Annotated in this window: 11 protein-coding genes and 1 pseudogene; 10 read left to right on the top strand and 2 right to left on the bottom strand. The window is 61.4% G+C overall.

Translation table 11 applies throughout. The annotated features are described in order from the left end of the window. The first annotated feature begins 9 nt into the window (after window positions 1-9). The 3 genes from urtE to YY7_RS0109850 all read left to right on the top strand — a co-directional run bounded on the left by urtE (window position 10) and on the right by YY7_RS0109850 (window position 2,383). Window positions 10-699, top strand: a complete 690-nt coding sequence (gene urtE / locus YY7_RS0109840; RefSeq protein ID WP_028163085.1) for an urea ABC transporter ATP-binding subunit UrtE — start codon at window positions 10-12, stop codon at window positions 697-699. 28 nt (window positions 700-727) lie between these two features. Then, entirely contained in the window at window positions 728-1,957 is a 1,230-nt protein-coding gene (gene fmdA, locus YY7_RS0109845) for a formamidase (RefSeq protein WP_028163086.1), read from the top strand. 84 nt (window positions 1,958-2,041) lie between these two features. Continuing rightward, window positions 2,042-2,383, top strand: coding sequence for an FmdB family zinc ribbon protein (locus tag YY7_RS0109850; RefSeq protein WP_028163087.1), 342 nt, complete (start codon window positions 2,042-2,044; stop codon window positions 2,381-2,383). 7 nt (window positions 2,384-2,390) lie between these two features. On the opposite strand, the gene YY7_RS57940 is transcribed toward YY7_RS0109850, so the two are convergent. Beyond that, on the bottom strand, window positions 2,391-2,981 hold the full coding sequence (locus tag YY7_RS57940) for a phasin family protein (protein ID WP_028163088.1): 591 nt from the start codon (window positions 2,979-2,981) through the stop codon (window positions 2,391-2,393). A gap of 774 nt (window positions 2,982-3,755) precedes the next feature. On the opposite strand from YY7_RS57940, the gene YY7_RS0109865 reads away from it, so the two are divergent. Together YY7_RS0109865 and YY7_RS57945 are read left to right on the top strand one after the other, a co-directional pair. Continuing rightward, on the top strand, window positions 3,756-4,826 hold the full coding sequence (locus YY7_RS0109865; RefSeq protein ID WP_028163089.1) for a glycoside hydrolase family 88/105 protein: 1,071 nt from the start codon (window positions 3,756-3,758) through the stop codon (window positions 4,824-4,826). Between the two features lie 89 nt (window positions 4,827-4,915). After that, window positions 4,916-5,080, top strand: a pseudogene (locus YY7_RS57945) (PfkB family carbohydrate kinase); the annotation flags it as partial. Between the two features lie 346 nt (window positions 5,081-5,426). Here YY7_RS57945 and YY7_RS0109875 read toward each other — a convergent pair. Then, window positions 5,427-6,494, bottom strand: coding sequence for a LysR family transcriptional regulator (locus tag YY7_RS0109875; protein ID WP_245287234.1), 1,068 nt, complete (start codon window positions 6,492-6,494; stop codon window positions 5,427-5,429). Between the two features lie 182 nt (window positions 6,495-6,676). Here YY7_RS0109875 and purU point away from each other — a divergent pair, with 182 nt between their 5' ends. The 5 genes from purU to YY7_RS0109910 all read left to right on the top strand — a co-directional run bounded on the left by purU (window position 6,677) and on the right by YY7_RS0109910 (window position 14,528). Continuing rightward, entirely contained in the window at window positions 6,677-7,549 is an 873-nt protein-coding gene (gene purU, locus YY7_RS0109880) for a formyltetrahydrofolate deformylase (RefSeq protein WP_035689738.1), read from the top strand. 19 nt (window positions 7,550-7,568) lie between these two features. Continuing rightward, window positions 7,569-8,849, top strand: coding sequence for a glycine cleavage system protein T (locus tag YY7_RS0109885; protein ID WP_028163092.1), 1,281 nt, complete (start codon window positions 7,569-7,571; stop codon window positions 8,847-8,849). A 9-nt stretch (window positions 8,850-8,858) separates the two neighbouring features. After that, complete coding sequence (locus YY7_RS0109890) at window positions 8,859-9,767, top strand: bifunctional 5,10-methylenetetrahydrofolate dehydrogenase/5,10-methenyltetrahydrofolate cyclohydrolase (RefSeq protein ID WP_028163093.1); 909 nt, start codon at window positions 8,859-8,861, stop codon at window positions 9,765-9,767. A 99-nt stretch (window positions 9,768-9,866) separates the two neighbouring features. Further along, window positions 9,867-11,222, top strand: coding sequence for an MFS transporter (locus YY7_RS51230; protein WP_196237241.1), 1,356 nt, complete (start codon window positions 9,867-9,869; stop codon window positions 11,220-11,222). A gap of 1,092 nt (window positions 11,223-12,314) precedes the next feature. Then, entirely contained in the window at window positions 12,315-14,528 is a 2,214-nt protein-coding gene (locus YY7_RS0109910) for a TonB-dependent receptor (RefSeq protein WP_245287235.1), read from the top strand. Window positions 14,529-14,737 lie beyond the last annotated feature (209 nt).

Here is a 14,737-nt window from a genome sequence, read left to right on the forward strand (position 1 = left end):
GAGGCGATCATGCTGGCAATCTCCGATCTTCACGTTGCGTACGGCCAGAGCGAGGTGCTGCACGGCCTCAACGTCTCGGTCGCGCCCAACGAGATCGTGGCGATCATGGGCCGTAACGGCATGGGCAAGACCACGCTGATGAAGTCGCTGATGGGCATTCTGCCGGCCAAGAGCGGTTCGGTGACCATGGACGGCACCGAGCTCAACAAGCTCGAAAGCTATGAGCGGGTGGCGAAGGGGCTTGCCTATGTCCCGCAGGGCCGCATGATCTTCTCCACCATGACGGTGAAGGAGAACATCGAGACCGGCCTCGTCGTGCACGGCGAGTCCGAGGTGCCCGGCGACATCTACGAACTGTTCCCGGTGCTGCTCGAGATGAAGAACCGCCGCGGCGGCAATCTGTCCGGCGGTCAGCAGCAGCAGCTCGCGATCGCCCGCGCGCTCGCCACCAAGCCGAAAGTGCTGCTGCTGGACGAGCCGACCGAAGGCATCCAGCCCTCGATCATCAAGGAGATGGCGCGCACCTTGAAGCGCATCCGCGACGAGCGTGGCCTCTCGATCGTCGTCTCCGAGCAGGTGCTGAGCTTTGCCCTCGACATCGCCGACCGCGTGCTGGTGATCGAGAACGGCGAAATCGTCCGCGACGATCCGCGCGATGCAGTCGATGCCGTCCAGATCTCGAAATATCTGTCCGTTTAACCAAGGCAAGTAAGAAGGGGAGCTTTTAATGCCAGAGACACTCATCAAAGTCGATCTCACCAAATCGGCTTATGACAACGACATGGTGCATAACCGCTGGCACCCGGACATCCCGATTGTGGCGTGGGTCAATCCCGGTGACGACTTCATCATCGAGACCTATGACTGGACCGGCGGCTTCATCAAGAACAACGATTCCGCCGACGACGTGCGCGACATCGATCTCTCGATCGTGCACTTCCTCTCCGGTCCGATCGGCGTCAAGGGCGCCGAGCCCGGCGACCTCCTGGTGGTCGATCTGCTCGACGTCGGCCCGCTGAAGGAGAGCCTGTGGGGCTTCAACGGCTTCTTCTCCAAGCAGAACGGCGGCGGCTTCCTCACCGATCATTTCCCGCTGGCGCAGAAATCGATCTGGGACATCAAGGGTCTCTACACCTCATCGCGCCACGTGCCCGGCGTCAATTTCGCCGGCCTGATCCATCCCGGCCTGATCGGCTGCCTGCCGGACCCGAAGATGCTCGCGACCTGGAACGCGCGCGAGGCCGAGCTGATCGCAACCAACCCGACCCGCGTGCCCGGGCTTGCCAACCCGCCGTTTGGTCCGACCGCGCATGGCGGCCGTGCCAAGGGCGAGGTCAAGGAGAAGATTGGCGCGGAGGGCGCGCGCACGGTGCCGCCACGCGAACATGGCGGCAATTGCGACATCAAGGACCTCTCGCGTGGCTCGAAGATTTACTTCCCGGTCTATGTGCCCGGCGGCGGCCTCTCGATGGGTGATCTGCACTTCAGCCAGGGAGACGGTGAGATCACCTTCTGCGGCGCGATCGAGATGGCCGGCTGGCTACACATCAAGGTCGAAATCATCAAGGACGGCGTCGCGAAGTACGGCATCAAGAACCCGATCTTCAAGCCGTCGCCGATCACGCCGAACTACAAGGACTTCCTGATCTTCGAAGGCATCTCGGTCGACGAAGCCGGCAAGCAGCATTACCTCGACGTCCACATCGCCTATCGCCAGGCTTGCCTCAACGCGATCGAGTACCTGAAGAAGTTCGGCTACTCCGGCGCGCAGGCCTATTCGATCCTCGGCACTGCGCCGTGCCAGGGCCACATCTCAGGCGTGGTCGATGTGCCCAATGCCTGCGCCACGCTGTGGCTGCCGACGGAGATCTTCGATTTCGACGTGATGCCGTCGTCGGCCGGTCCGATCAAGCACATCACGGGCGACATCCAGATGCCGATCTCGCCGGACAAGTAGCTCCCTGCGCGATGGATGCGGGACGACGCGTATTTGCCGCCCCGCATCCGCCGCAACGTCAGTCCGACCGCGCAAGGAAACAAAATGCCCGTCTACGAATATCTCTGCAACGAGTGCGGCCCGTTCAAGGACATGCGGCCGATGTCCGAATGCGACCTGCCGCAAGACTGCCCGCAATGCGAAGCGGAATCGCCGCGCGTCATCCTGACCGCCCCGAGCTTCTTCTGCATGCCCTCCGATAAGCGCAAGGCCCACGCCACCAATGAGCGCAGCGCGCACGCGCCGAAGACGCTCGACCAGTACAAGGCCTCACACGGCCCCGGCTGCGGCTGCTGCTCCGGCAAGAAGCCGGCGCGCTTGGTGACCAAGAGCAAGACCGGCGCCAAGGGCTTTCCGACCGCGCGCCCCTGGATGATCAGCCATTAGAACTCAGTTAGTGGCGCGTAGCGCGCAGCTCCAGTGTGGTTTGGGTGATCCTGGCGACGAACCCTTCGAAGCCCAAGACTCTCTGCCTGGCCAATTCGCCGTGGAGTCTGCTGATTTTCTCCGACTCGGCGATGAAAGTCTCGAAAGCCTGCTTCGCGAATTCCGTCTGAAGCTCGAACACCTTGTCGAGCGAGCGGACGGCCGCGAGCTTCTCCAGGAAGGACAAGGTCTGGTTCAGCGATTTCCTGGTGTAGTCGCTGTAGGCATCGGCGATCGTTGCAACGCTGACGGCGACGGGCTCGGCCGCTACGGTGGGGAGGGCGGGGACGGTATCAGTCGCGGAAGCCTCGACCGAAGCGCTTTCGATCGACGCGACCGGTGCGCTGATCGGCTCGTTGAACTGGACCTCCTCGCTGATCTGCTCAGCTTCATTGATTTGTTCACGGGCGTCCTCCAGTTGGACCGCCACAGGCGCCGGCTCGGGAACTTGTCGTGCGCGGGCTTCCTTGCTCGGCTCGACCTTCTTGCGCTGCTGTCCTGTCTTCCCCTTACGCTGGCTGGATTTTCCGACCGGTTTATTCCCATCCGCACTCAACATTGGAATCGCTCCGGATCTCAAATATCAACTAGGCTGCAAGCCTCCGCCATCTTTGCGCTGGATTCGCGGTTGGGCTTTGTTCTTCGCGTGGCAGTCGTGTGGTGACATTTGGAAGGAGGAGCGCCAGCGGCCATCTCGTGCCCATTTCGGGCTGCGTCGGGGCACGGGAACGTTTGTTCTCTTAAGCACGGCGCATATACTGGGTAGCGACCGCGGCGCCGCCATCGGAGCCCGATAGAGGTCGCGCGAGTTCTCCGTGGGTCAATGGTCCAGTAGGGGAGTTGGTAATGCGGCGATTGAGGGGGCGGCGAAGGTTCAATTCTTTGACGATGCTGGCGGTTGAGGCCAATCATGTGATTGCGCTGCGGCTGATGAAGCTGATGTTGGGTGGCAGCGGGGCCCGGCGCGAAGCCGAACGTATGATCAGCGAAAAGATCGATGCGGCCGTCGAAGCCGGCACAAGGTTGATGTCTGGAGCTTCGGGAGATGACATAGTTCGTCGGTATCGACGACGCGTCGCAGCGAATGCGAAGCGGCTAACCAAATCGAACTTGGGTCCCCTAAAACGAACACGGCGCCGACGAAAGTAATCGGCGCCGACCAATCGACGCCATGCGCGTCTCGTGGCGCAAACCGGATTTTCGCAAGCCGTCCCACTGCTGCAAAGGGCTAAAAGCGAAGTTACTGTTACGATAGCGCTGTGCCGTCGCGCCGCGGTACGATCCGCCGATAGGCCGATGGTAGTCAGTAGTTAGGAACGTCAGGAGCCGGAGCATGAAGGCAGTTGCGCTGATGGCCATCCTGCTCACTGCTTCAGTTGCGCCGGAAATCGTGCGCACTACGGCCCAGCAAGTCGCGAGCTGGCAAATGTCGCACTTTCATGAAGTACCCCAGGCGGCTGAGACAGATTGGACACGCGCCGCCTTCTATATCGGTCTCGCAAGATGGGCCGCGACACCAGGTCAGATGAAGTACTTCGACGTGATCCGAGAGCTTGGAGAGCGCACCGGTTGGCAGATCGGCAACAGCGACTGGGCGCCCCCGATCTACCTTGCGGACGATCATGCCATCGGGCAGGTCTACATTGCCGCCTATGATCATTTCGGCGATCGACGCATGATCGAGCCGACCGTGCAGCGGCTGGAATACATCCTGCAGCACCCGCCACAGGTCTCGCTCGAATTCGACAACGCAAAGTGCCTGCAGCGATGGTGCTGGTCTGACGCCATCTTCATGGGGCCGGCGACATGGTTCGGCATTGCGCGCATCCAGAAGGACCAGCGCTTCCGTGACTATGCCGACAGGGAATTCTGGGCCACGAAAGACTTCCTGTTCGATAGCCAGGAGCACCTGTTCTACCGCGACAGCCGCTTCATCGGGAAAACTGGCGCGCATGGCGAAAAGATATTGTGGGGCCGCGGCAATGGCTGGGTGCTCGCTGGGCTTGCCAACATCCTACGAGAGCTTCGTCCCGGCGACCCGCTACGCGAGAAATACGTCAACCTGTTCGTCGAGATCGCAGATCGCGTAGCGAGCCTGCAGCGCCCGGATGGCTTCTGGTCCACGTCGTTGCTCGCTCCGCCCGAGGTCGGCACCCCGGAGTCCAGTTGCACTGGATTGCTGACCTACGGCCTGGCCGCCGGGGTGCGGATGGGATTTCTTGACGCAAGGCGATTTAGTCCAGTGATTGAACAAGGCTGGCGGGCTCTGGCATCGGCGACGGTCAACGGCCGGCTCGGCCGCGTGCAGCAGATTGGCGACAGGCCGGATGCCGTTCAGATCGCGGACACCCAGCTCTACGGGTCTGGCGCGCTCTTGTTGGCTGCATCTGAACTGGTCCACTGACATCTACTTTCCTCCGCCGGTGCGGCGGGTCCAGATTTCAATTTGAGTGGCGCTCGGCATGTCATCGATCGGCTGTTCCCGCCCGCGACTGGCGTGAGAGCGGCCGCCTGCACCGCCAGGCCGCCTTTGCCGTCGACGTCGTCGACACCACCGGCGCGGGCGACGTCTTTCACGGCGCCTATGCGCTTGCGATCGGCGTCGGCCTTGATGTGCGCGAGGCCATGGCGTTTTCGGCAGCGACGGCTGCGCTGAAAGGATGGCCTCGCCGTGCTCGAGCGTCTCAACGATCTGACGACGGCCAAGGGAACCCCGTGGAAGGCTCGCTTTCCGGTGTTCACCGACATCAAGCAAGAGGGCGACTTCGCGCGCGCCTACTGAGACTACGCACAGTCCGGTCTTGATCGCGAGATCCGAGACCTGACATCGGTCGAGCTGTCCTCATCTTGAGCATGATCCGGAAAGTGGACACCGGTTCTCCGAAAAAGATCATGCTCAAACAAAGAGCTAGAGCGGGATGACGATTCGAAGAAAAGTCATCGCGCTCTAACGGCGCACGGCCAGACTGAGGGATCGGCTGTCATTCACGATAGCATTCGTAGATCACCGACGCAGCGACGTCCCTTCGGACACTGACCGCCCCGCGATAGCGGGCTCCGCGGCCTTGGCACGGGACTTGGCATAATCGGCCGACATGGCCAGCGCGGGATCGCGGTGACGCAACTCCTCGGCCACGATCGATTGGAGCCAGCGGACGGCGGGTTCGTTGTCCATCCGGCGGTGCCAGTGCTGCTTCAATTGGATCAGAGGTATGGAGACCGGCGGCGGCAGAAGCTTGAGACCCGCGTCTGCGTACCAGGCCCCGAGCGAGAACGGCACGGTGGAGATCATGTCGCTCGTCGCGATCAATTGCGGCACGCTCATGAAATGCGGCAAGTGTAGGACGACCCGGCGCTGCAACTTGAGTTCCCGGACCCGCCTTTCGAATATCTCCTGACTGCGCCCCTGCTGGTTCACGACGATATGGTCCGCCGTGAGAAACTGCTCAAGCGACAGGGTGTCACCGATCGTCGGATGGTCCTTTCGAACAATGCAGGTGAAGGGGTGATCGAAGAGGTCTTCGGTCACAATATTCGGGCCGAGGAGGTCCGGAAAGTAGCCTATCGCCAGATCGATCTCGCCGTTTTCGAGCGCGTCCTCCAGCTGTTCGTGGGACGTCGGTACGCATCGCAGGCCTGCTCCGGGAGCCATCATGCGTATGCGTTGGAGAATCGGTGGGATGAAGATCAGAACGCCGATGTCCGAGGTCGTGACCGTAAATACGCGGTCACTCTCTTCCGGTACGAAGCGTGGCTTGCGCAGTATCTGCTCGTCGACCGTCGAAAGCACTGTACGCACCGCTTCGGCGATCGATTCCGCAAATGGCGTCGGCCGCATTCCGCGCCCTGTCGACAGAAATAAGGGATCGCCAAAGAAGTCCCGTAGCTTTCGTAGGCCAGCGCTGGCCATCGGCTGGCTCATTCCAAGCTGACGAGAGACCGCCGACAGGTTCTGGGCGCGGAAGAGCCCGTCGAGCAGGAGAAGCAAGTTCAGATCGAGCCGTCTGATATCCATAATGCTGATAGCTTGTATTGGATAATACCGGATTTTCAATGGCGGCGTTCTGCGCAATGGTGCCTCTGTAACGTCCCGTAGAGGCGACTTTGGGAGTGAAATCAGAGGCGTAGCCCCCCGGGAGGCTCAGGCCTCTCAGCCGCACTTTCTCGGTCCACCTCTCATTCTTCAAACATCCGCTCACCTTACGTCGGTGCCGCTGGAATCGATCGCCCGTGGCTGCGAGGAATCGCCCGCTTATGCACGCTGAAACTGCATCGAATACGCAATACATCCTCACCCTGTCGTGTCGCGACGTGCCGGGAATCGTGGCCGATGTCTCGCGCTGCCTGTTTGAAAACGGCGGTAATATCGTCGAGGCCGCGCAGGTCGACGAGATCGTAAGCGAACGCTTCTTCATGAGGATCGGCGTCACTCTCTCAGAAGGGGGCGCGAAGGCGGCGCGGCGCGGAATCGAGGCGATCGCCCGGAAATTCGGAATGGAATGGAAGCTCCGGTCCCAAGCCGAACGCAAGCAGGTCCTGCTGTTCGTCTCCAAATTCGATCACTGTCTTGGCGATCTCTTGTACCGCCATCGGCTCGGCGAGCTCGACATGGACATCGTCGGGATTGTCTCGAACCATCCGCGCTCGGCGCTCACCGTCAGCCTGGTGGGCGATATTCCGTTCCATCACTTTCCGGTCACGAAGGAAACGAAGGTGGAGCAAGAAGCGCAGATCAAGGCGCTCGTCGAGGAGACGAAAGCCGATCTCGTCGTCCTTGCGCGCTACATGCAGATCCTCTCCGACGATCTTGCGCGCCATCTCCATGGCCGCTGCATCAATATTCATCACAGCTTTCTGCCGGGATTCAAGGGAGCCAGGCCCTATCATCAGGCGCATGCGCGCGGCGTGAAGCTCATCGGGGCGACCGCGCACTTCGCAACGAGCGATCTCGACGAGGGTCCGATCATCGAACAGGACGTCGAACGAGTCAGCCACCGCGACACGCCGGAAGATCTGGTCCGCAAGGGGCGCGACATCGAGCGCCGGGTCCTCTCGCGCGCGGTCCATCTCTTCCTCGAGGACCGCATCATCATCAACGGCGAACGGACCATTGTTTTCGCCAACTGAGCAGAACGGAGAACCATCAATGCTCACACCCAAGGGCATGCGCAGGACGCCCGAAGGCTACTTCACCTCGCGTTGGGGCCTTCCCGAATATACCGACTGGATCGACGAGAGCATGTCCTGGAAGGAAACCTGCGCGCTCGGCGACTGGTCGTTCCTCTGGGAGCGGCGCTTCAAGGGACCCGATGCCCTGAAGCTGTTCTCGGACACCTCCGTCAACAGCTTCCAGAAGTTCGACATACGGCAGTCGAAACACGTCGTCCATACCACCAAACAGGGAAAGGTCATTGCGGAGGGAATCCTCACGCGCCTGTCCGACGACGAATTCATGCTGTTCGGGCGCGGCACGTTCTGGGTCGACTACGTGCGTCGCCGCGGCGACTACAACGTCATATCCGCAGCCGACGACTGGTTCAATTTCCAGGTCCAAGGGCCGACGTCCGTGGCGCTGCTTGAGAAGGTCTCGAAGCAGTCGCTGAGGGACGTGAAGTTCATGCATTCGGGCGAGATCGAGATCGCCGGCTGCAAGATGCTTGCGCTGCGACAGGGTATGTCGGGCGAGATCGGTTTCGAACTGCAAGGCCCCATGGAGCAGGCTGCGGCTGTCTACGACGCTATTGTCGCCGCCGGCCAGGAGTTCGGCCTCCGCCGCATTGGCGGCCGGGCGATCTTCATCAACCACCTCGAAGCGTGCTTCCCGACGATCGTAACTGACTACATGCCTGCGATCTTCGATGAGGACATGAAGGACTATCAGGACGAATTCCGCGCAGCGATGCCGGGCTTCGCGTCCACGTTCAACATCGCCGGCAGCTTCCAGTCGGATGACATCCGGGCTTGGTACCGAAGTCCGGTCGAACTCGGCTGGGGCAAGAACATCAAGTTCGACCACGAATTCATCGGGCGCGCGGCCCTCGAGGAAGAAGTCGCCAATCCGCGGCGCGTGATCCGCACGTTGGTCTGGAACGGAGACGACGTGGCTGATGTCCACGCCTCGCTCTTCCAGAAGGAGCAGGTGCCCTACCAGTACATGGAAATGCCCCGCGACCAGCGCGGCTTCATGTACGCCGACCGCGTGCTGGGCGGCGGCAAGGACGTCGGCGTGACCACGTCGCGGGGATACAGCTACTTCTTCCGCGAGATGCTGTCACTGTGCACCATCGACGTCGATCATTCCGAGATCGGCACCGAAGTCGTCGTGGTCTGGGGCGAACCCGGACGTCGGCAGAAGCACATTCGCGCGAAGGTGGCTCCGGCGCCCTACAAGAAGGACAACCGGCGCTCCGACCTTTCCAAGGTCTGAACACTGGCCATGACCGCGCGCATCATCGACGGAAAGGCGCTCGCTGCCGAGGTTCGGAAGCAGGTGGCCGAGGGCGTGGCCGCTCTCGTCGGCGGTGGCGTGGCAGTACCGGAGCTGGCCGTCGTGCTGGTCGGCGACGATCCTGCCAGCCACGTCTACGTCTCGAACAAGGTGCGGCAGACCGAAGCCGTCGGCATGCGGTCACGTCGGTTCGTGCTCGATGCGAACACGACAGAGCGACGGCTTCTGGATCTGATCGAGGAGTTAAACCGGGACCCGGCGGTGAATGGCATATTGGTCCAGTTTCCGCTGCCGCCCCACATCGATACGGCGCGCGTTGTGACCGCCATCCGTCCAGACAAGGATGTAGACGGATTCAATCCGTTGAACGTCGGACGGACTGCGGCCGGCATGCAAGGAGCCTTGGTTCCCTGCACGCCTCTCGGCGTGATGCGTCTGATCAAGTCGGTGCACGACGACATTGCGGGGCTCGGAGCACTCGTTGTGGGCGCGTCGAACGTTGTCGGCCGTCCGATGGCGCGGCTGCTGTTGCAGGAACTGTGCACGGTCTCCATCGCGCACATCCGTACGATCGACCTCGAGCGGCGATGCAGGGAAGCGGACATCCTCGTGGTCGCGACCGGCGTTCCTGGTCTGGTCCGGGGTCAGTTCATCAAGCCGGGTGCGACAGTCATCGACGTCGGCATCACCCGCATCAAGTCTGAGACCGGTGCCGAAAGGCTTGTCGGCGACGTCGCCTTCGACGAGGCGATCGACGTCGCCGGCGCGATCACACCCGTGCCCGGTGGCGTCGGGCCGATGACCATCGCCTGTCTGCTCGCCAACACTTTGAGCGCTGCCCAAATGGAAGCCGCCCGATCGCAGGCGGCGGGAATCGAGAGGATGACCGTCGTCTGACCGGAGCCTCCGACGAGAGCAGCGAAGGCTTGCGAAGCCCGCGTCGCGTGGCTTCCAGGAAGAAAAACTCGAAGATCCATACAGAGGGGGAGAAAGAACGTGACGACACAGGTCTTGGAAACGACAAAGCAGCCAGTCATCGACATCGGAACACTGGCCGAGGAGGGGACGTGGAGTACCTCGCGAAAGCAGGTGCTGCTCCTGTGTGCCCTCGCCATCATTCTCGATGGTCTGGACAATCAGATTCTCGGATTCGCAATACCATCGATGATAAAGGAGTGGAGTGTCACGCGAGGCGATTTCGCTCCGGCCCTCGCGCTTGGCTTCGTCGGCATGACGATCGGCACGCCGATTGGAGGCATCGTCGGAGATTGGCGCGGACGCAAGATGGCTCTCATCGCGTCGGTCTTTCTGTTCGGTGCGGCAACTCTGGCAATCGCCGCCGCACATGGCGTGGGTGAAATCAGCCTCTGCCGCTTTCTGGCGGGCCTCGGGCTCGGCGGCGCGCTTCCGGCTGCGACGGCCCTGATCGCTGAATTCACCCCTAAGCGAAACCGCAGCCTGTCCGTGATGTTGGGGATCGTCTGCATTCCGATCGGCGGTATGATCGGCGGCCTGCTCGCTGCCCAGCTCCAGCCCGAGTACGGCTGGCGCATGTTATTCGTGGTCAGCGGCGTATTGCCGATGATCGTCGCAGTGATCCTTGTGGTCGCGCTACCTGAATCTCCGCAGTACCTGTTGGCGCGGGGCGCCGATACGAAGAAGGTGGCGAAATCGGTACGGATTCTCGACAAGACTGCTGCGGCGTCCAGCGTCTTCGTCGATCGGCGCGATGTCGGGGGCGAACGCGCATCGGTCACCGCCCTGTTCATTGCTGCCCTCCGTCGCACGACGACGGCGCTTTGGATCGCATTCTTCTTCTGCCTGTTGCCGGTTTACGTCCTTTATGCGTGGGCTCCCACTCTCCTGACCGGCAAAGGCTTTGACGTGCAGACGGCGAGCTTCGGCCTGGCGCTGTTCAACTTCGGCGGCGTCGGTGGTTGCATCGTCACCGGGTGGGCGATCGGCCGGTACGGTTCGCGGGTAGCGATCCTGACGGTCGCTGGCGCGGCGACCGTCGGCGCGGCGATCCTGGCATCGATGCCGCTGTCGACCGAAACCCAACCATTGCTGATGGCACTTCTATTTATCGAAGGCTTCTGTCTGCTCGGCGCGCAGGGCTCGCTGTACGCGCTGGCCGCCTACGTGTACCCGACGAATGTTCGATCGACCGGCGTTGGTGCTGCGGCCGGCTTCGGCCGAGCGGGGGCTATCGTCAGCGCATATGTCGGCACCTTCGCCCTGAATTTCGGTGCAACCATGTTCTTCGCCGTCATCGCCGGGTGTGTGGCCATTACGTTCGTGGCGGTGGCGATCATCGACATCCATCAGCCCGCGCTGCGGGCCGAACCGTAGCGATCTCGCGTCTGAAGGAGCCATCGAGAAGCGAGTATCGACCGCCGCCGGGCTCACCAAGGTCGACAGCGGTCGACGCGCGACCGGTCTTCGCGCTAACTCGTGAGGAGCTGCGAATCCACGGCAAGTACCCGCGAGTATGCATTTAGTGTGCCCCATTGCGGAAGAAAACATGACGTCTGACGGCTTCACGATGGGCTCGATCCGGGCGATTCTGCTATCGCTATCCTTTGGCGACGCCGGTGGTGATGTCGTTCGCCACCGTCCGGCCGTCTTCATTTGCGCAATCGATGAAGACAGCGTCGAGGGGGGAGGGAGGCCTGGTCGAACTTTCCCGCACCCGGCGCCGAGCATCGCGCCCGGCTCGTCAATGAGGTGCTCGCGCCCGCGATCGTCGGACGCAAATTCGAGAGCCTGCGCAAGCCTTCGAAATGCGCCGATCTTCAGCCTCCCATTTAGCGGTAGTGGTCTGGGCTACGGATTCGCAAGCGCCGATAAGATCAATGAATACGCAAGGTCCTGGGAATTGAGGCGACGGCGCTTGACGCGCAACAGTCATGACGAGGTCTAAAGCGTTCCTGAAGAAGTGATGCCTATTGCGTTACCGCTTCCAGGAAAAGCATGGCTCTCTGGCGAAACCACTCTCGTTTATCTTTCCCGTCAACTTCAACAGCACTGACTTAGAATCTTCCAAAGTACCTTTGGAATACTTCCAAACATAGTGTCGCTGACTCGAGTCGATCGATGATCGAGACATTCTAAGTCGCACCGCACGCATTTGCGTTGCGGTCGCGATAGCGTCTCTCTAAAGAGGCGGTGCAGATCGCCAACAATCCGAAGTTGTACATGAGGATACAGGCAACCAACCCGGAATGCGCGTTTGCGGAGGGGCTGATTCACGGGTCGTAAGTGTCGGCCGAGCTCGGACGCAGAGAGCGGATTTTCGATCCATGGTCGTTGAAGCCCGGTCGTGGAGCCATTTCACGTTGGGCGATGTGCTGTTTGATGAGGGGCTTTCTGGAAATGCGACGTGCAGGTGAGGTTGGGGCGGTTGTTCGCTTTGGTGCGACACTGCTAGGTGGAGTGGCGTTGATGGCGTGGTTCGAATCGCCCGCTCAATCCCAAACACCGCAAGGCGGCAACTCCCTTCCTCCCATTACTGTCGATGCTCCGACGCAGCGGTCGGTCCGCAGCGCGCCGACCAAACGAAATGCCGCCCGGGTCCGATCAACTTCACGGCGCCCCACGGCGCCTAGCGCCCCGCAAACCGAAACCGCTGTCGTGCAATCGCAGCCGTCGCAGCCGGGTGTCGTGCCCGCCTTTGCGGGCGGCCAGGTCGCTCAAGGCGGGCGGCTGGGACTGCTCGGAAACGCCGACACAATGAAGGCGCCGTTCAATCTGACGAGCTACACGGACAAATTCATCCGGGATCAGCAGGCGGCGACGGTTGCGGATGCCTTGATCCTGGATCCTTCCGTGCGCAGTTCCCACCCAACGGGAGGTACGGTCGATTCCTTCAACATTCGCGGCTTTCCAATTAACGAAGGCAATAGCGGTGAGTTCGCCTTCGAGGGCCTTTACGGGATCGCGCCGAACTACCGCATATTCACGGATTACATCGAACGCATCGAAGTGCTCAAGGGTCCCTCAGCTGCGCTCTCAGGGATCGCACCCAACGGCGGCGTCGGCGGCGTCATCAATGTTGTGCCTAAGCGTGCGGGAGAGGACTTGACACGCTTCACCGCGGGTTACGGTTCGGCCGCACGGTTCGGCGGTCACTGGGATATTGCGAGGCGCTACGGCGACAGCAAGGAATGGGGCGTGCGCACCACCGGCAGCCTGCGCGACGGCGACACGCCCATTGACCGCCAGTCCGAAACGACGGGTGTCGGATCGCTGGCCCTCGACTATCAGGGCGAGCGCTTCAGGTCCTGGCTCTATCTCATCGCCCAGACCGATCGGTTCGACGCGCCGTCACGTCCTTTCCTCATGGCTCCCGGCCTACAAGTGCCGAACGCGCCGGACGGTCGGCTGAACGTGACGCAACCTTGGGAATGGTCGCGCATCAACGATCAATCTGCCTTGTTGCGCACCGAATACGATGTAACCGATCAGGTGACGTTGTTCGCTGACGTCGGCGGATCGCGCACCGATGTCAAGCGATTCTTCGGTCTCCCGACGATCATCAATACGAGCGGCGACACGACTTCGACGCCCCAATTCTTCGGGCTTAGCGTTGATCGATACACATATGATGGCGGCGTCCGCGCCCGCTTCGATACCGGCTTCGTCCACCATGCGATCGCCTTCCAGGCCTCCCTCTATCATGACGCGTTGAACCGGCGGCTCACCAATGGCAGTCTGGTCGCGTCGAACATCTACAATCCGACCGTGGCGCCAACTCAGTTCGCAAACGAGATCAGCGGGCGCCCCCCGCTCTCGGACAGTGAACTCACGGGGCTCTCGATTGCTGACACCTTATCTGTGCTGAATGAGCGTGTCCTGTTGACTTTGGGTGTCCGGCGCCAGGGCATCGAAGCGAACAACTATCTTTCCAATGTCGGAACACTGACGTCGTCCTACGACAAGAGCGCGACCACTCCCGTGGTCGGCCTCGTCGTCCGTCCCTGGGACAACGTCTCTCTGTACGCGAACTACATCGAAGGTCTAAGCCGGGGCGATGTTGCGCCGCAGACCGCTTCCAACTTCGGCGAAGTGCTCCCGCCCTACATCGCCAAGCAGTACGAGGCCGGCGTCAAGGTGGATTTCGGTCGGCTTGCAACCACCTTCAGCGCTTTCCAGATATCGAAGGCGAGCGGCGAGCTGTCCGCCGGGCGCTTCGCGGCGACCGCCGAACAGCAAGTCCGTGGGCTCGAGTTCAACGTCTACGGTGAACTCATGCCCGATATTCGTGTCCTCGGAGGCTTCTCGCTGCTGGATGGCACCCTGACGAAGACCGCCCTCGCGGCAAACGTGGGCAACACGCCAATCGGCGTTCCGAACGTGCAGGCCAATATTGGAGCCGAGTGGGATCTCCCGTGGGTGACCGGGCTCACTTTGAATGGGGCAGTCATCTACACGGGCAAGCAGTTCGTCGACACAGCGAACAAGCAGCCGATCCCGGATTGGACGCGTCTCGATCTCGGTGCTCGCTATACGACGGCGATCAACGGCAGGAGGACGGTTTTCCGCGCGAACGTTCAGAATGTGACCGGTACGAATTACTGGTCGAGCGTAGCCTCATTCGGGACGTTCTTCCTGGGAGCACCGCGCACGTATCTCCTGTCGATGACCGTGGACATGTAATCGCTGCTCTTACAGTTTGGTGAGAGGCTTTATGGATGCTTATGGCTCGGTCGTGGGAGGAGGTGTCAGCGCATTTGTTCGCGCGTTAACCCCGCTGCCGGACACGCAGACCGGGCAGCTCGTTCGCGAACAGCCGGCGTGCCTGCAAACCCTCTGTTCCTTGTCGCTGCGCGTTGGCACCAACGACGCAGCGCCACCCTGAAGGCGCT

It is taken from the genome of Bradyrhizobium elkanii WSM2783, assembly GCF_000472865.1.
Lineage (GTDB): Bacteria > Pseudomonadota > Alphaproteobacteria > Rhizobiales > Xanthobacteraceae > Bradyrhizobium > Bradyrhizobium elkanii_A.